This is a genomic window from Thermaerobacter composti (assembly GCF_033582035.1).
Lineage (GTDB): Bacteria > Bacillota > Sulfobacillia > Thermaerobacterales > Thermaerobacteraceae > Thermaerobacter > Thermaerobacter composti.
The window spans coordinates 2,187,312-2,203,473 of record NZ_CP132508.1 but is presented as its reverse complement, the minus strand read 5'-3'; the positions used below and the strand labels follow the sequence as shown (position 1 = coordinate 2,203,473).

The following is a 16,162-nucleotide window of genomic DNA, read 5'->3' as shown; positions in this document are numbered from 1 at the left end:
GCATCATGGATCTCGACCGCGCCTTCGCGGCCCTGGCGGACCCGACGCGGCGCCACATCGTCACCGTGCTCCGGTCGGCGCCGCAGGATGTGGACACCCTGGCAAGACCGCTCCCCATCAGCCGGCCGGCGGTGTCGAAGCACCTGGCCGTCCTCGCGGCTGCGGGCCTGGTCGAGGTCGAAAAGTCCGGGCGGCGCCGGCTCTACCGCCTTCATCCGGAAGGGTTTGCCGAGGTGCGCCGGTGGCTGGACCAGGTGGCCAGGACCTGGGACGTCGCCCTGGAGCGCTTCCGCCGCCACGTCGAGGGGGACGGTGAGGGATGATTCGACGCACCGTTGTCGTCCGCAGGCCCGTGGAGGACGTCTTTGACCGCTTCACGGCCGGCATGGGGCACTGGTGGCCGCTGGAGCAGTTCTCCTACGGCGGCGACCGCGCCGGCGACCTGATCCTCGAAGGCCATGCCGGAGGCCGGTTCTACGAGCGGTTCCGGGACGGCGAAGAGCACGAGATCGGCCGGGTCCTGGTTTACGATCCGCCCCAGCGGGTGGTGTTCACCTGGAACCAGGCCAACTGGGCCGGGTCCACCGAGGTCGAGGTCCGGTTCCATCCCGAGGGTACCGCCACCCGCATCGAGCTGGAGCACCGGGGTTGGGAACAACTCGGCGAGGCGGGCACCGGGACGCAGCACGCCTTTGATGGCGGATGGGGTGTGATCCTCGATCGGTTTGCCTCCTGGGCGTCTCCCTGAAGAAACCGGCCGGAACCGAGGGGAAGTAGACCGACCAGCCGGGCGGGGTGCTGGTGGCTAGGAAAGGCGAGTCACCTTCGGCCTCTTGACCTGGGTCCGGCCAGACCCTATAATCGCGCAAAAGCGTTCCCGAAGCCGTCCGGGCCGAGGGAATGCGTCATCTCGGCATGCGCGATGACCGGAACGAGTAGGCTCGTCGACCGATGTTCAGAGACGGGGGTCGTGGCTGAGAGCCCCCGCATCGGAGCGGGCCGAAAACCCTCCGGGAGCCGCCGGTGAAACCGTGTGCGGGAGTAGCCAGGCGGGGCAGCCCCCCTTACGGGCGACGAGAGGATCCACGGGAACCTGCGCCGGTGTCTGCGGCGTGTTCGCCCCGGTGATGACGCGGCTCGGGTGGCCGGTTCGTCCGGTCCGGTGGGCAGGCGCGGTGGCTGGGGCGCCGCGGGCTGGTGCAGCAGGACCTGGGGATCAAATAGGGTGGAACCGCGCGAGCACGGCCTCGCGTCCCTAATGGGGCGCGAGGCCGTGCGGTTTTATGGACGCCGAATGGTTCCGGCCCGAGTACGCAGGGTTCGGGATCGACCGAGGGGCCGGGTCCTCTGCCGGGAGAGGGGTTCGACGACATGCATCACGACTTTGGGACTCTCAGCGACATCCCACGCCAGGGGATCATCGCCCGTTACCGCGACTGGCTGCCGGTACCTCCCGGCGCGGAGCCGATCACCCTGGGAGAGGGCGACACGCCGCTGATCCGGGCGGATCGGCTGCTGGAGCAGCTGCCGCCCGACCGGCGCCCGCCGGGCCTGTTCCTCAAGTTCGAAGGGGCCAACCCGACGGGGTCCTTCAAGGACCGGGGCATGACCATGGCCCTGACCTGCGCCCGGGCCCGGGGCGCCCAGGCGGTGATCTGCGCTTCCACGGGCAACACGGCGGCGGCCGCGGCGGCCTACGCCGCCCGGGCGGGCATGGAATGCTGGCTGGTCCTGCCGGCCGGGGGTGTGGCGGCCGGCAAGGTGGGCCAGGCCGTGGCCTGCGGGGCGCGGATCCTCCCGGTGCGGGGAAGCTTCGACGACGCGCTGGCCGCCGTGCGACAGGTGGTGACCGAGCGGCCGGACCTGGTGCTCGTCAACTCCCTGAATCCCGATCGCCTGGAGGGCCAGAAGACGGCCGCCTTCGAGGTGGTGGACCAGCTGGCGGCCCGCGGTGAGGACGAACCGGCGGCCGTGTTCCTCCCCGTCGGCAATGGGGGCAACATCACCGCCTACCACATGGGGTTCGCCACCTATGCGACGGCGGGTCGGCTGGGGCGCCTGCCGCGACTCTACGGCGTTCAGGCCGAGGGGGCGGCCCCGCTGGTGCGAGGCCGGCCCGTGGACCAGCCGCAGACGGTGGCGTCGGCCATTCGCATCGGCCGGCCGGTGTACGGGGACCGGGCCCTGGCGGCGGTGCGGGAGACCGGGGGCCGGGTGCTGGCGGTCAGCGACGAGGAGATCCTCGCCGCCCAGCGGCTCCTGGCCCGGCTGGAAGGCGTCTTCGTCGAGCCGGCCTCGGCGGCCTCCGTGGCGGGCCTGCTCAAGCTGGCCCGGGGGAACGAACCCGGCTGGGAGGTGCCCGAGGGGCCCGTGGTGTGCGTGCTGACGGGGCACGGCCTGAAGGACGTCGACACCGCCTTGCGGGCGGCGCGGTCCGGCGACGCCGGGTCAGCGGACCTCGCCGCGCTGGAGGCGGAGGCCCTGGAACCGGATGCCATCGTGCAGCGATTGCTGTCGGTGCCCGCGGGAGGTCAGTAGGAATGAAGGGTTCACGGAAGGGTTCACGAGGGAAGGGTTCACGAGGCACGGGAGTCCACCGTGGACGGGTCGGAGCGGGGGAGGCGGTCGGGCGACCGTCGGCGGATCGCCCCCCTTCGCCGGGTCGGCGCATTGAGGCCGACGTCTGGGGGGCCACGCCCGAGGCGCCCGCCCAACCCGTCGTGGGGCAAGGACCAGCGATGTCGAGGCGGTCTGCGAGGCGGGGTGAAACGGGGACGGTGCCAGGCGACCGCCCCCCCGCGCGAGCGGTCGCCTGGGCTCGGGTGCCGGCGACCAGCGCCAATCTCGGGCCGGGGTTCGACTGCCTCGGCATGGCCCTGCCGCGATGGGAGCTGCGGGCCTGGCTGACCCCGGCCGAGGTGGACCCGCGGCGGTGGTCCTGCACGGAACACCAGGTCCGGTGGAACCTGCGCGGTCGCGGCCCGGCGGCAGCACCTCCTGAGGAAAACCTGGTGGTTCGCGCCATCTGTGCCGCCTTCGCCCGGGCCGGACAGGCCCACCCGCCCGCTTGGCGCCTGGCGATTCGCAGCACGATCCCTCCTGCGCGTGGGCTTGGTTCAAGTGCCGCGGCGATCGTCGCCGGGCTGGCGGTCGCCAATCAGTGGTTACGCCGGGCGGGACGGCCCCTGACGCCGGGCGAGCTGCTCCAGCTGGCAGCGGACCTCGAGGGCCACGCCGACAACGTGGCGGCAGCCCTCCTGGGTGGGGTGGTGCTCGCGTGGCGCGAGGCGGATGCTGCCCAACGCTGGCGCGCGACGCCCCTGATGCTCGCCAACCGCTGGCTGGCGGTGCTCGCCATTCCGGCTGTCAGCGGCTATACCCACGAAGCCCGCGGTGCCCTACCCGCCACGGTTAGCCACGGTGACGCGGCCTTCAACGTGGCGCGGGTGGGTCTGCTGGTGGCCGCCCTGGCCGCAGGGCGCGGTGAGCTCTTGCGGCAGGCCATGGAGGATCGTCTCCACCAGCCGTACCGTATGCGGTTGTTCCCCTGGCTCAGCACTTTGATTCAACGGGCCTTGGCCGCGGGTGCCGACGGCGCTTGCCTGAGCGGCGCCGGTCCGAGCGTCCTCGCGTTGGTGCGCCCTGAGCGCGCGCGGGGTGTGGCCCGGGCGCTGGCTTCCGGCCTTGCGGCCGCGGGTATCGACGGGCGTGTAGTCCTGTGTCCGGTCGGCGGGCCGGGATGCCGGTCGGGTCTCGTCGTGCGTCGGGCGGCACGGCGCCCACCTGGGGATCGCCGAGCCCCGAGTCGGGGCGACGATTTCGTGCCTGAAAGCCAAGGTTTGGCCGCCGGCCTCGCGTGCTTGGATGGGCCTGCAGCCGCTAGGGTGACAGGGCCGGCGTGAGCGGGTGCCCCCCAGTCCGTAGCCAGGGTGCACGAATAACGGTGTGGCGCTTGCTATTTGTGCTTCCTGGCTGCACAGATCAGCACATATTTGTGCATGTTTGTGAAGTCACTGCCGATAAGACTTGATGACTCGATCGCGTACCATGCTGCCGCGTACTATGCCCTTGGCGAGAGTTCTGAAAAACCGGCGGAAAGCTCAACCCATGGGGCCGAAGGGGGTTGCCAACGATTGGATGGGATACGTGGCACTACGGGTGATCGGCGCTGCAAGGTGGCCCGGCTTGCTACGGACCCGTTCAAGCGGCCGCCCACTCCATGGCCCGCCTCTTCCCATGTCCACTACCACGTGCGTCTTGCAATCGCCGAGCCATCTTCTTGGCGTTGAGCACCAGGCAGGTGAGCAGCACCTGAATCGCCGTCCGTTCCCGTCCCCGGTAACGGCTTCGCCCGAGGCCGTGCCACTGCTTGGCCTCCCCAAAGGTGCGCTCAATGACCGTTCGCACCCGCAAGGCCCGTTTCAGCCCCCGCGGCCGGTTCGCTTCCGTACCCGGATGCCAGTACAGCACCTTCCGCGTCTGGCTCCGGCTCAGGCAACGCCCCGCCCGGGGGCAGCCGCGGCAGGCTCGCTCGGAAAAGTACACCAGCCACCCCCCGCGCTGGTGCGGGCTCTGGCCGATGGAGCGGTGGCCCTCGGGACAGATCCACTGCCGGCGGCGCTTGTCGTACGTGAACCCTTGCTTGGGCAGCCTTTGCCTTTGCGTCCGCTGGGGGATGTACGGACGGATGCCTTGCCGAACGAGATCCTCCCTCAACCTCGTGGCGTCATACGCCTTGTCCGCCACCAGCCGCCGTGGCCGGAGCCCCTGGACGCGCGCTTGTTCCACCAGCGCCGGCGCCCCTTCGAGGTCGCTCGCGTTCCCCGCCGTCACCGTCGCCGCCAGCACAAAGCCGGTCTCATCCGTCGCCAGATGCATCTTGTAGCCGAAAAAAGGCTTCTTCTGGCGCTGGTGTCCCCAACGCGCCTCCGGGTCCGCGTAGCTCGCCACCCGTTCGTCCTTCAGCACCCGCTCCACTTGCTTCCGTACGCGTCGCACCGCCGGTGCCTTCGCGGCTTGCCGCGACGTGATCGCCGCCAGCAAGGCTTCCGTCCGTTCCTGTTCCGCTTGCAGCAGCTGATCCTGATCTTCATAGGTCGCGTCCGGCACCGGCTCGGCCAGCGCCTCCAGTTCCTTCGCCACCGGCGGCGCCGCCTGCCGGACGGCCTGGACCAGCCGCTGCCGCCCCTCCCGCAAAAGCTGCACCCGCGTGCGGGCGGCCGCATGGGCCACCACCGGGCTGGAGTCCATCACCAACCAGCGGCCTTTCAGGCATCCCTTCGCCCGCGCCTGCTCCACTAGCCGCTGCAGCAGCCGCTGCCACCGCTCCTCCCCCAACCGCTGCCGAAACCGCACCAGCGTCGTGTCGTCGGGAATCGCGTCCTCCCAGCCAAGGCGGCAGAAGTAGCGATAGAGGACGTTGTAGCGCAGCTGCTGGCAGACCTGCACGTCCGACAGGTTGGCCCACACCGCCAGGAAGAGGATGCGCACCAGCTGCTCCGGCGGATACGAAGGCCGGCCTTGATCGGCGCTGTACAGATCGGCCGTCTCTTCCTCCACGAACGAGAAATCGACAGCCCGGTCGATGTCCAGGAGGGGATGGTCCGCCGGCAGCATGTGGTTGAAGAGGATCTCATCGAAGAAGTTCCGCTGCTGATCCAACCGTCCCAACATGGTGCACCGGCCCCGGTTTCGGTATCGTCTCCATAGGGGTTTTTCGCTTTGCGTCCTGCCAGTCCTTGCCGAAAAAGCAAAGGAGTTTTTCAGAGCCCTCATTACGAGAGTTCTGAAAAACCGGCGGAAAGCTCAACCCATGGGGCCGAAGGGGGTTGCCAACGATTGGATGGGATACGTGGCACTACGGGTGATCGGCGCTGCAAGGTGGCCCGGCTTGCTACGGACCCGTTCAAGCGGCCGCCCACTCCATGGCCCGCCTCTTCCCATGTCCACTACCACGTGCGTCTTGCAATCGCCGAGCCATCTTCTTGGCGTTGAGCACCAGGCAGGTGAGCAGCACCTGAATCGCCGTCCGTTCCCGTCCCCGGTAACGGCTTCGCCCGAGGCCGTGCCACTGCTTGGCCTCCCCAAAGGTGCGCTCAATGACCGTTCGCACCCGCAAGGCCCGTTTCAGCCCCCGCGGCCGGTTCGCTTCCGTACCCGGATGCCAGTACAGCACCTTCCGCGTCTGGCTCCGGCTCAGGCAACGCCCCGCCCGGGGGCAGCCGCGGCAGGCTCGCTCGGAAAAGTACACCAGCCACCCCCCGCGCTGGTGCGGGCTCTGGCCGATGGAGCGGTGGCCCTCGGGACAGATCCACTGCCGGCGGCGCTTGTCGTACGTGAACCCTTGCTTGGGCAGCCTTTGCCTTTGCGTCCGCTGGGGGATGTACGGACGGATGCCTTGCCGAACGAGATCCTCCCTCAACCTCGTGGCGTCATACGCCTTGTCCGCCACCAGCCGCCGTGGCCGGAGCCCCTGGACGCGCGCTTGTTCCACCAGCGCCGGCGCCCCTTCGAGGTCGCTCGCGTTCCCCGCCGTCACCGTCGCCGCCAGCACAAAGCCGGTCTCATCCGTCGCCAGATGCATCTTGTAGCCGAAAAAAGGCTTCTCCCGGCGCTGGTGTCCCCAACGCGCCTCCGGGTCCGCGTAGCTCGCCACCCGTTCGTCCTTCAGCACCCGCTCCACTTGCTTCCGTACGCGTCGCACCGCCGGTGCCTTCGCGGCTTGCCGCGACGTGATCGCCGCCAGCAAGGCTTCCGTCCGTTCCTGTTCCGCTTGCAGCAGCTGATCCTGATCTTCATAGGTCGCGTCCGGCACCGGCTCGGCCAGCGCCTCCAGTTCCTTCGCCACCGGCGGCGCCGCCTGCCGGACGGCCTGGACCAGCCGCTGCCGCCCCTCCCGCAAAAGCTGCACCCGCGTGCGGGCGGCCGCATGGGCCACCACCGGGCTGGAGTCCATCACCAACCAGCGGCCTTTCAGGCATCCCTTCGCCCGCGCCTGCTCCACTAGCCGCTGCAGCAGCCGCTGCCACCGCTCCTCCCCCAACCGCTGCCGAAACCGCACCAGCGTCGTGTCGTCGGGAATCGCGTCCTCCCAGCCAAGGCGGCAGAAGTAGCGATAGAGGACGTTGTAGCGCAGCTGCTGGCAGACCTGCACGTCCGACAGGTTGGCCCACACCGCCAGGAAGAGGATGCGCACCAGCTGCTCCGGCGGATACGAAGGCCGGCCTTGATCGGCGCTGTACAGATCGGCCGTCTCTTCCTCCACGAACGAGAAATCGACAGCCCGGTCGATGTCCAGGAGGGGATGGTCCGCCGGCAGCATGTGGTTGAAGAGGATCTCATCGAAGAAGTTCCGCTGCTGATCCAACCGTCCCAACATGGTGCACCGGCCCCGGTTTCGGTATCGTCTCCATAGGGGTTTTTCGCTTTGCGTCCTGCCAGTCCTTGCCGAAAAAGCAAAGGAGTTTTTCAGAGCCCTCATTACTCGACTTTGACACCGTGATCCTTGAAAACCCTTGAAACACAAGGCTTTCTTGGGCACATGGGGGCCGCGTACCACTACACTACCCGGCGGGGGTCGTCTCAGGACGTGGCAGCGGTTGTACGCGGGCCGGGGGCCGCAGGCCCACGGCCTTGAAGGCCTCGTAGGCCTGCCCGACCAGCTCGGTGCGGGTCAGGTAGGCCTCGCCGTCCAGCTCCACGGCCACGGCGTGCAGCTGGGAGAGATCGTGGAGCACGTCCTCGTAGCTGACATCGGGGTTTTGCTGGCGGAGCTTGCGCAACAAGAGGCTCTCCAGGACCAGCGCCAGGAAGCAGACCATGACGTGCCCCCGCACCCGCCGCTCCGTCCAGTGGAACATGGGCCGCAAGTCCAGGGCAGACTTGAGGGTCCGGAAGGCGCGTTCGACCCGCCAGAGATCCTTGTACGCCCGCACCACGGCCTCCGGGTCGAGGTCGGTGTTGGTCCGCAGCAGATACTTGCCGTCGTAGCGGGCCGCCCGCTTCACGGCATCGGTGTCGACCACCAGCGCGCCCTGGGGCAGGGCCTTGAGGTAACGGGCCAGGAGACGGTTCCGCAGGAGATCCTTGGCTTGGCCGCGTTCGATCCGCTGCTTCAGGTGCGCGAGGACCGCCTCCCGAGCCTGGCGGTCGTGCTCGGCCTGGAGGGGGTTGTAGCAGAGCACATAGCGCTGGCCTTGGTGGGTCACCTGCTTGATCTGGAGCTGGTCGTTCACCTTGCGATATCGTCCCGGCTGGCTCAAGACCGCCTCGGCCGCCCGGTGCCGGCGCAGGGGCATGCCGACGATGTACTCCATCCCGGCCTCCTCGATGGCCTGCAGGATCCGGCGGCTGACCATGCCCCGGTCGGCGACGAAGATCACCCGGCGCAGGTGGAAACGCCTCTTGAGGGCGTCCAGGACGGTCTCCACCGTGGCCTTGTCGGCGGTGTTGCCCGGGAAGACCTCGTGGGCGATGGGGTAACCGTCCCGGGTCATGAGCACGCCCACCACCAGCTGGGGCCGGTCCGGGCGCTTGTCCCGGGAATCGCCGTAGGCGGCCAAGCCCTCGGGCCCCCGGCCTTCGAAGTAGCTGGATGTACAATCCCACATGACTACGTCGACCTCGGTCCAGAACAGGTCGCGGGCCCGGGCGAAGAGGCGATCCTCGATGGCCTCCTTATGCTCGGCCAACACATCCAGGGCGCGGTAGTAGTGGTGCAGTTCCAACTGCTCGGCTTGGGGCCGGTAGACGCCCTGAAGCCACTGGCGCACCAGACCACGCTTGGAGCAGGGGTCGGTGAGACGGTTGAGCACCATGGTGAAGACGGCCTCGGCCACGTCGAAGGCGAGCTGACGATCCTCCAGCAGGGCCTCGAAGGCCTTGTCCAGTTCGGCCTCTCGCCACAGCCTTTCGAAGATCAGCGCCGGTCCCCACTGCTTGGACCAGCGGACGTTCAGGCGCTCTGCCTGTTCTTCGAGCCGGCGCCAGGTGCTCTGAGAGAAGCGGGCCAGATTCTCGATGAGGGCATCGAGGCGGCCGTCCTGGAGGTCCTCCAGCCGACCCAGGGTCGCCACGACCCGCTGGCGGACGCGACCGTCCTGCCGCACGTTCTCCACGAGCTGGAGGTAGGTGCGGGTGGAGCCGTCCTTGTTCTTGAAGGTTTTCCGCCGAACAAACATGGCACCGTCATGATACGACATTGTTGCCTATATTTCAAGCGTTTCACGAATCAACGTGGCACTACACTTTTGGGCGCAAAAGAAGGGCCGCCCGCAGGAAACCCTTGCGACACGGGACTTCCTTGGGCGGCGTGGCACCGGAAACACCCCAAAACTGTCAAACTCGAGCTTGGCGTGCCATGTCTTTCGCGCGGCCGTCTTGCTCTCCTTCACCCGCCCGTGTCCAACCCATCGATGCCGCTGGCCATGCGGCGGCTCTCACCCCTGCCTGCTCCCGCAGGCATGAGCCGGTTCGATGACCGCAGGCCGTCGCCCCCGGGTTGGTGGGCGGGATGCTGGCGAGCAAGCTGGGGGCAGGCTTCCTGGCCGGCTACCTGGCGGCGTGGCTGGTGCGGGCGATTCGCCTCCCGCGTACGCTGGAGGGCCTGAAGCCGGTGCTCCTCGTGCCCGTCCTGGCCACAGGGGTGACGGGCCTGCTCATGATCTACGTGGTCGGTAGCCCCTCAAGGCCGTGATGAATGCGTTGACGGCCTGGTTGCAGGGGTTGAGTGGCGGTAACGCGATCCTCCTTGGCCTCGTGCTCGGAGCCATGATGGCCTTCGACATGGGTGGGCCGGTCAACAAGGCAGCGTATACCTTTGCCACCGGGCTGTTGGCGTGAACGGGCGGCGATTCGCTGGTGTGCGAGGCGTTTTTTGTCTTGTACACTGGAGAAAGGAGGGGGAGCATGCCGATGCCGGCTCCGGAGGAGGCCGCCACGAAAGAGCCCGAGGCGGGCGAGTCCCAGGCGGGATCCGGAAAGCCCCCGGTCGACGGGACCTGGCTCATCCTGCAGCGCCTGGAGGATCTCCAACGCCAGCAGGACGGCCTGGAACGCCGACTGGAAGCGCGGATCGAAGCGCTGGAATCGCGCATGGAAACGCGTTTTCGGGAGTTCGGCCAGCAAATCGATGCGCTCCAGCAGCGGGTCGAAGGTATAGAGACCCGCCTGGAGGTGCAGGGGACCGAACTCCGCAACCTCGGCACCCTGGTCGCGTCCCTGGCCGATGAGCAGCGGTGGATGCGCCGTTGGATCATCGGCCTGCTGGCGGGCCTCGTTCTGGCCATTGCGGGACTGGCCTTCGGGCGCGCCCTGTAACGGTCCACCGAAACCAGTACGTGGCCACGTTGCGCTGGTAGACCCGAGCCTTTTCAGGCGCGGGTTTTTTGTTTCTGCCCCCGCGGGCCCGCCTGGGCCGGGGCACGCAAATGTTGATGACGGTTGGCGTGTACGCTCCCGCCGGCGAGGCCGCTCGTCATGGGATCGACGAGGCGGCGTCTCGGCGCTTTCGCCTCCCGCTCTGGCAGCTTGTGTGGGGTGCCGTTCGCACGTCCTCGGCCGGGGACCTCGACTGCGAGGCGGTCGAGTGGGACATCGCGCAGATCCGGTCCGACGAAGGATGGACCGCCATCGTCCTTGCTGGGCCGTGGAGTGAGGGCTCCTTTGCTGTCAGCGTCGCCGCGGACGGGGCCGTTGTCGTGCTCCGTACGGGGGTGGGGCCCGACGGGATCGGCGAGGCGCTCAAGTGATGTAGCGCCGTTCGCCGATCAGGTCGAGGGCTAGAAGGGGGCAAAGCGAATCCTCCTTCGCGATAATGCCGTCGAAAACGCCGACGCTGCTTGCACCACGGTGGGGGCCGTCGTGACGGCCTGCCGCAGCACCGGTGCGGAGTAGGCGGCCGGAAGGGTGACGGGCCCTGAGTCGTTGTGCTCGGGGCCCGTGCATTCTCCCTGGAGGTGATCGCGATGCCACGTTCGAGGATGCGGTCGGGTTCGGGTGTCGTCCAATTCCAGACGCTGGTGCGGGGGGTCCGGTCTCCCGGTGGCCGTACCGGACCAGCGGGTGGCCGAAACGCTGGTCGTTCCGCTCGACCAGCGGGGCCGCCCTTGCTGGGGCGCGCCGCTTGTCGAAAGGCGGTACCCCGAACGGATCGATGTGGCGGGGCTTGAGGCCGCGCACGCGGCGATGGTCGCCGCGGTGGAGGAGGGCCGCTACGATGCCCCGGCGGAAGGGGGCGGCGCGTCGTGCTGAGCCTTCTCCTTCTGGCGCATCCCGGGTAGGCCGGGGCAGTGTACGCGGTCGTGCGTTCGCTCTTTGACTCAGTCGAGTGGGCCGCTGTCCGGAAGGCGAAGGAGCCTTCGAACGGCCAGCCGGGCTGCTGTTCTGCACCCCGAAGGTCCCGGGCGTTTGGTGGGCTTTCGGGCAGGGCAGGTCCGGCGGGCGGGTCGTCGTCGCCGTGACGGGCGATCGGCGGGCCGCCGTGGTCTCGGTGCGCGGCGATGCCGTGGGACAGGCCGTGACTGCTTGACAAATGCCGCTTTGTGGGAACAGAAGAGCCCGCGTGGTCAAGCCGACCCGGGCCACCCCGCGCACGAGGTTCAACAAGTGCTCGTGTGTAATACTATCTGCGAGGGAGTGATGCTGCGGTGCCCGTGTCCCGCATCGGGCCGAAGGGTCAGGTGGTCTTGCCCAAGTCGGTCCGCGAGGCGCTGGGTGTTACGCCAGGTGACCGTGTGGTCTTCAGCCTGGAGGGCGGTCGGGTGGTGCTCCTGTCCGTGCCTGCCCGGACCGCGGCGGAGCTGCGCGGGATCCTCCGGGTGGAGCGGCCGGTCGATTTGAAGGAGGCCCGCCGGGCCTACCAGGAGCACCTGGCGGAACGCTTCGGGGCGGCCGAGGCCGATGGCTGAGACGGTCCACGTGGACGCCAACGTCATCCTGCGGCTGCTGCTGGGCGAGCCGGAGCCCCAGGCGCGGGCGGCCGAGGCGCTGTTCGCCCGAGCGGCGCGGGGCGAGTTCCGTATCCGCATCCATCCTGCCGTGCTGGCGGAGGTCGTCTACGTCCTCACCTCGCCGCGGGTCGCGGGGCTGCCCCGCAGGCGCGTGACGGACGCGCTGCGGGCGTTGCTGACCCTCGACGGCGTTGAGGTCCCCGACCTCGAGCCCACGCTGGCGGCCCTGCGCCGCTTCGAGGAGACGAGCCTCGACTGGGTGGACTGCCTGCTGCTCTCCTACGGGCCGGAGCTGCCCGTGTACACGTTCGACGAAGCCGTGATCCGGGCCGGCGGGCGCACACCTTGAGGCGTGACGCCTCCGTGGGAAAACCGTTGGCCACGGCACCTCCCCTACCGCCGCCCGAAGAGGAGTACCTGCAGGCGCTGCAGGTGGAGCGCGGCCTTTCGCCCAGCACACTTTTCGAGTACGCGCGATCCCCTTTGCCGCTGCTGATCCGCTGCGCGTGATCCCCTCGACCATGGCGGGGTCGGCCATCGTGGGAGCCACACCGGCGTCGCCCGCTTGCAAGATGGCCTCGCTACTCTTGCATCCATCGGCTCGTTCGACATAATGGGGGAAAACGTCCCCCTGCACCCTCTGGCGACGGAGGCTGACGCCATGGCCGGGCGCACACCCGCGTTCCGCAGTGAAGAAGACCTGTATCCCATGTTGAAGAACGAAGTGGACCTACTGGGCCGAGCGTTGGGCGAGGCCATCCGCCGCCTCTCCGGCGAGCGGCTCTTCGCGCTGGAAGAGGCGATCCGCGCCCGCACGAAGCACCTGCGCCAGCATCCCGACGACGAGGCGGCGCGGGAGGCGCTGCGGGGCCAGGTCGGGAGCCTCTCCGTCGCCGAGGCGGAGGGACTGATCCGCGCGTTCTCTACCTATTTCCACTTGGTCAACCTGGCCGAGGAGCGGCACCGGGTGCGGGTGAACCGGCAGCGCGAGCGGGCCAGCACGCCCGACCGGCCGCGGCCGGAGTCGCTGCTGGCCCTGGTTGGCCAGCTCAAGGCCCGGGGCCTGGGCTACGACGACGTCGTGAGGCTCCTGTCCTCGGCCCGGCTGGTGCTGACCTTCACCGCCCATCCCACCGAGACCCGGCGGCGCACCCTGCGGCACCACCTGCTGGAGCTCGATCGGACCCTGGACCGGCTCGAGCGCGGAGAGGCCGAGCTCGCCGAGGTGGTGGCGCGGGTAACGCTCCTCTGGACCACCCGCGAACTCAGGCCGGCCCCGCCGCGGGTCGAGGACGAGGTCCGCGGCGGGCTGTACTACCTACCCACCACCTTGTGGGAGGCGGTGCCGCGGCTGATGGACGCCCTCGAACGGGCGGTGGCCGCCCACTACGGGCGGCGGCCGGTTCTTCCCCCGCCCCTCGCCTTCCGCAGCTGGATCGGCGGCGACCGGGACGGCAACCCCTTCGTGACCCCCGCGGTGACGGCCTGGGCCCAGGGCTATGCGCGGGCCGAGATCGCCCGGAAGTATGCCGAGGGCCTGGCGGCCCTGACCCGGGATCTCTCGGTGGCGGAGGAACGGGCGTCGTTGCCGCCCTTGCCGGGGGCGCGGTGCAGCACCGTCGGTGGCGAGGCGGCGGCCGGCGCGGTCGCGGACGGCCCGAACAATGGCGCTGGCCAGACCGGCGGCGCTCCAGGGGGCAAGACGGGCGGCCGCCCCGACGCGAAGCCGAACGGCGCACCAGGCGCCGAATCGGGCGGGGCTGCAGCCGGCGAAGCCGGTGACGTGCCCCACGCTGGCACGGCCCCAGGCCCGGACGGCGAAGCGGTCGCCGGCGGCGACGGTGGGCGGGACCGATTCCCCGGCGAGCCCTACCGCCGCTTCGTCTATCGTCTGCACCGCCGGTGGGCGGCCCGGACGGTACCGGAAGCGGTCTGGAGCGAAGTCGACTCGCTGCGCCGCCTCCCCGCAGGCGATGCGGTCCAAGCCCGGACGGTACCGGAAGCGGTCGGGGACGGAGCCGATGGGACGGCCCTGCCCCCGGCGGTGCCAACCGACGAGGCCCCGGAGGGGGAGGCCGAGCCCGTCAGGACGCGCGCCGCGGCGGACGGGGCCGCGGAGAGCGGGGGCCGACCGGCCCAAGCCCAGGCGGCGGGTCGGCGTTCGGCCGGGGATCTGGCCGCGTCCGGGGATGGGGCCGTGTCCGAGGATCTGGCCGCGCTCCTCCACCAGGTCGAACGCGGCCTCGAGGCCGCCGGTCTCGGCGAGGCGGCGGCGTCCCTGGTGCGCCCCTTGCGCTGGCGGGCTCAGGTCTTCGGCGAGGCCATGGCACCGCTGGACCTGCGCGAGCACGCCGACGCCCACGGCCGCGCGGTGGCGGAGCTGCTGGAAGCCAGCGGCGTGATGGCGGCCGCCACCTACCTCGCCCTGGACCCCAAGGCGCGGGAGGACCTCTTGACCCGCGAGCTCCGCAGCGCCCGCCCCCTGGCGCCGGTGGGCCACCGGCCCCGGAGCCGCGAGCTGGCCGTGGCCCTGGAGGCGCTGCGGGTCTGGCGGGATCGGGGCGCGTACATCATCAGCGGTTGCCGGGGCCCCGCCGACGTGTTGGAGGTGTTCGTGCTGGCCCGGGAGGTGGGCCTGTACCGGCCGGGCCGGCCCCTGCCCTTCGACGTGGTCCCCCTCTTCGAGACGCTGGCCGATCTGGAGGCGGCGCCGGCGGCCATGGAGCGGCTGCTGCGCAATCCCGTCTTCGGCGCCCACGCCCGGGCCCGCGGCGGTTGCGAGGTGATGATCGGCTACTCCGACTCCAGCAAGGACGCCGGTTACCTGGCCGCCAACTGGGCGCTCTATCGGGCCCAGGAGGGCATCAGCCGGGTGGCCCGGGCGGCGGGGGTGCCGGTGTCCTTCTTCCACGGCCGCGGCACGTCGACCGCCCGCGGCGGCGGAGGAACCGCGGGGCGCGCCATCGCCAGCCTCCCACCGGGCACCGTGGGCTCGCGCCTGCGGCTGACCGAGCAGGGCGAGGCCCTGGCCGACCGCTACGCGCACCCCGACCTGGCCCTGCGCAACCTGGAGCAGCTGCTGTACCACTTCGTGCTCGCCGCAGCTCGCGACGTGGCTCCGCCGGGATCCCATGCGGCGGCATCCCACCCGGGGGCCGAGGGGGCCGTCGTCTCCCCGGACGAACGCGGCGGCGCCACACCGGTCTCGGAGGTACCCGCCGCGTGGCGCCAGGCCATGGACCGGGCCGCGGCCCGATCCGCCGAGGCGTATCGCCAGCTGCTGGCGGAGCCGGGTTTCTTCGAGTTCTTCGAGCACTTCACCCCGATCCGGGAGATCGCGGCGCTCAAGATCGCCTCCCGGCCCGTTGCGCGCACCGGGCGCGCCCGGCGGGTCCAGGACCTGCGGGCCATCCCCTGGGTGATGGCCTGGACCCAGGTGCGCCTCCTGCTGCCGGGCTGGTACGGGCTGGCCGAGGGGCTCGCCGAGGTGCCCCCCGAGCTGCGCCAGGCGATGTTCGCCGGCTGGCCCTTCTTCCGGTCCGTGCTGGACGGCGCCGCCCTGGCCCTGGCCAAGGCGGATCTGGCCGTGGCCCGTGAGTACCTGCGGCTGGTACCCGAGCCGCTGGCGAGCCGGTTCTTCCCCCGCCTGGAGGAGGGGTTCCTGCGCACCCGCGAGCTCTTGGAGGAGACCTTCGGCGGCCCGCTGCTGGCCCACCACCCCGTGCTGGCGCGCCAGACGGCGCTGCGCAACCCCTACGTGGACCCCATCAGCTACCTCCAGGTGGAGCTGCTGGCTCGCTATCGCCGGGCGCCCGAGGGCGACCCCGAGCGGCCCGCGCTCGAGCGGGCCCTGCTGCTCTCCATCCTGGGGATCGCGGCCGGCCTGCGCAACGCGGGGTGAGGCGTCGCGGCCCGGCACCACCTCTGGGCGCAGGTTCGTCGGGGGAGACCCGCAGGGTCGGGGAACGGGGCGCGCCTGCGCCTGGCATCGGTCCCACCGATTCCCGTGCCGAGACCGTCCGTTTGCCCGCACGGCCCGTCTCCCACCGGGAACGCTACGGTTCGAGGAGGCGAACGGCGCAGCCGGAGGCATCAAGGGGGCGACCCGCGGACCTGGACGCGTCGGGAAGGCGACCCGTCCAACCGCGGGCGTCGAGGAGGCCACCGGCGCGGCCGGGGGCGTCGGAAGGCGACCCGTGTAACCGGGGACGCTG

At 70.1% G+C, this 16,162-nt stretch carries 16 protein-coding genes; 13 read left to right on the top strand and 3 right to left on the bottom strand.

From position 1 onward, the window contains the following. Positions 1-5: 5 nt before the first annotated feature. From Q5761_RS08955 to thrB, 4 genes are all read left to right on the top strand, one after another. Complete coding sequence (locus Q5761_RS08955; protein ID WP_318750331.1) at positions 6-323, top strand: metalloregulator ArsR/SmtB family transcription factor; 318 nt, start codon at positions 6-8, stop codon at positions 321-323. After that, entirely contained in the window at positions 320-748 is a 429-nt protein-coding gene (locus Q5761_RS08950; RefSeq protein WP_318750330.1) for an SRPBCC domain-containing protein, read from the top strand. The genes Q5761_RS08955 and Q5761_RS08950 overlap by 4 nt, the downstream gene beginning before the upstream one ends. 623 nt (positions 749-1,371) lie before the next feature. Beyond that, entirely contained in the window at positions 1,372-2,538 is a 1,167-nt protein-coding gene (thrC, locus tag Q5761_RS08945; protein WP_318750329.1) for a threonine synthase, read from the top strand. A 284-nt stretch (positions 2,539-2,822) separates the two neighbouring features. Continuing rightward, entirely contained in the window at positions 2,823-3,902 is a 1,080-nt protein-coding gene (thrB, locus tag Q5761_RS08940) for a homoserine kinase (RefSeq protein ID WP_318750328.1), read from the top strand. Between the two features lie 298 nt (positions 3,903-4,200). Here the strand turns inward: thrB and Q5761_RS08935 are convergent, their stop codons facing one another. From Q5761_RS08935 to Q5761_RS08925, 3 genes are all read right to left on the bottom strand, one after another. Beyond that, the gene (locus Q5761_RS08935) at positions 4,201-5,673 is read right to left on the bottom strand and encodes an IS1182 family transposase (protein WP_318750327.1); all 1,473 of its coding nucleotides are present in this window, start codon (positions 5,671-5,673) and stop codon (positions 4,201-4,203) included. A gap of 232 nt (positions 5,674-5,905) precedes the next feature. After that, positions 5,906-7,378 carry an IS1182 family transposase gene (locus Q5761_RS08930; RefSeq protein ID WP_318750326.1) on the bottom strand — a complete coding sequence of 491 codons (1,473 nt, stop codon included), beginning with the start codon at positions 7,376-7,378 and terminating at the stop codon, positions 5,906-5,908. 184 nt (positions 7,379-7,562) lie between these two features. After that, positions 7,563-9,179 (bottom strand): IS1634 family transposase, encoded by a 1,617-nt coding sequence (locus Q5761_RS08925; RefSeq protein WP_318750325.1) that lies wholly within the window; start codon positions 9,177-9,179, stop codon positions 7,563-7,565. 332 nt (positions 9,180-9,511) lie between these two features. Here Q5761_RS08925 and Q5761_RS08920 point away from each other — a divergent pair, with 332 nt between their 5' ends. The 9 genes from Q5761_RS08920 (at position 9,512) to Q5761_RS08880 (ending at position 15,849) form a co-directional block, all read left to right on the top strand. Further along, complete coding sequence (locus Q5761_RS08920; protein ID WP_318750324.1) at positions 9,512-9,694, top strand: hypothetical protein; 183 nt, start codon at positions 9,512-9,514, stop codon at positions 9,692-9,694. 8 nt (positions 9,695-9,702) lie between these two features. Continuing rightward, positions 9,703-9,840 (top strand): hypothetical protein, encoded by a 138-nt coding sequence (locus tag Q5761_RS08915; RefSeq protein WP_318750323.1) that lies wholly within the window; start codon positions 9,703-9,705, stop codon positions 9,838-9,840. 66 nt (positions 9,841-9,906) lie between these two features. Then, a complete protein-coding gene (locus tag Q5761_RS08910) occupies positions 9,907-10,317 on the top strand; it encodes a hypothetical protein (protein ID WP_318750322.1) in 411 nt (136 codons plus the stop codon). Between the two features lie 110 nt (positions 10,318-10,427). After that, positions 10,428-10,748 (top strand): hypothetical protein, encoded by a 321-nt coding sequence (locus Q5761_RS08905; RefSeq protein WP_318750321.1) that lies wholly within the window; start codon positions 10,428-10,430, stop codon positions 10,746-10,748. A 292-nt stretch (positions 10,749-11,040) separates the two neighbouring features. Then, complete coding sequence (locus tag Q5761_RS08900) at positions 11,041-11,250, top strand: hypothetical protein (protein WP_318750320.1); 210 nt, start codon at positions 11,041-11,043, stop codon at positions 11,248-11,250. 395 nt (positions 11,251-11,645) lie between these two features. After that, entirely contained in the window at positions 11,646-11,906 is a 261-nt protein-coding gene (locus Q5761_RS08895; RefSeq protein WP_318750319.1) for an AbrB/MazE/SpoVT family DNA-binding domain-containing protein, read from the top strand. After that, positions 11,899-12,297 (top strand): PIN domain-containing protein, encoded by a 399-nt coding sequence (locus tag Q5761_RS08890; protein ID WP_135224091.1) that lies wholly within the window; start codon positions 11,899-11,901, stop codon positions 12,295-12,297. The genes Q5761_RS08895 and Q5761_RS08890 overlap by 8 nt, the downstream gene beginning before the upstream one ends. Positions 12,298-12,323: 26 nt before the next feature. Then, entirely contained in the window at positions 12,324-12,458 is a 135-nt protein-coding gene (locus Q5761_RS08885) for a hypothetical protein (RefSeq protein ID WP_318750318.1), read from the top strand. A 151-nt stretch (positions 12,459-12,609) separates the two neighbouring features. Continuing rightward, on the top strand, positions 12,610-15,849 hold the full coding sequence (locus tag Q5761_RS08880) for a phosphoenolpyruvate carboxylase (RefSeq protein ID WP_318750317.1): 3,240 nt from the start codon (positions 12,610-12,612) through the stop codon (positions 15,847-15,849). Positions 15,850-16,162: the final 313 nt, after the last annotated feature.

Bases quoted from the DNA above. Each gene is read 5' to 3' on its own strand.
- Q5761_RS08925 (WP_318750325.1), bottom strand. From the start codon at position 9,179: ATGTTTGTTCGGCGGAAAACCTTCAAGAACAAGGACGGCTCCACCCGC.
- Q5761_RS08930 (WP_318750326.1), bottom strand. From the start codon at position 7,378: ATGTTGGGACGGTTGGATCAGCAGCGGAACTTCTTCGATGAGATCCTC.
- Q5761_RS08910 (WP_318750322.1), top strand. From the start codon at position 9,907: ATGCCGATGCCGGCTCCGGAGGAGGCCGCCACGAAAGAGCCCGAGGCG.
- thrC (WP_318750329.1), top strand. From the start codon at position 1,372: ATGCATCACGACTTTGGGACTCTCAGCGACATCCCACGCCAGGGGATC.
- Q5761_RS08920 (WP_318750324.1), top strand. From the start codon at position 9,512: ATGCTGGCGAGCAAGCTGGGGGCAGGCTTCCTGGCCGGCTACCTGGCG.
- Q5761_RS08950 (WP_318750330.1), top strand. From the start codon at position 320: ATGATTCGACGCACCGTTGTCGTCCGCAGGCCCGTGGAGGACGTCTTT.
- Q5761_RS08880 (WP_318750317.1), top strand. From the start codon at position 12,610: ATGGCCGGGCGCACACCCGCGTTCCGCAGTGAAGAAGACCTGTATCCC.
- Q5761_RS08890 (WP_135224091.1), top strand. From the start codon at position 11,899: ATGGCTGAGACGGTCCACGTGGACGCCAACGTCATCCTGCGGCTGCTG.
- Q5761_RS08905 (WP_318750321.1), top strand. From the start codon at position 10,428: ATGTTGATGACGGTTGGCGTGTACGCTCCCGCCGGCGAGGCCGCTCGT.
- Q5761_RS08955 (WP_318750331.1), top strand. From the start codon at position 6: ATGGATCTCGACCGCGCCTTCGCGGCCCTGGCGGACCCGACGCGGCGC.
- Q5761_RS08935 (WP_318750327.1), bottom strand. From the start codon at position 5,673: ATGTTGGGACGGTTGGATCAGCAGCGGAACTTCTTCGATGAGATCCTC.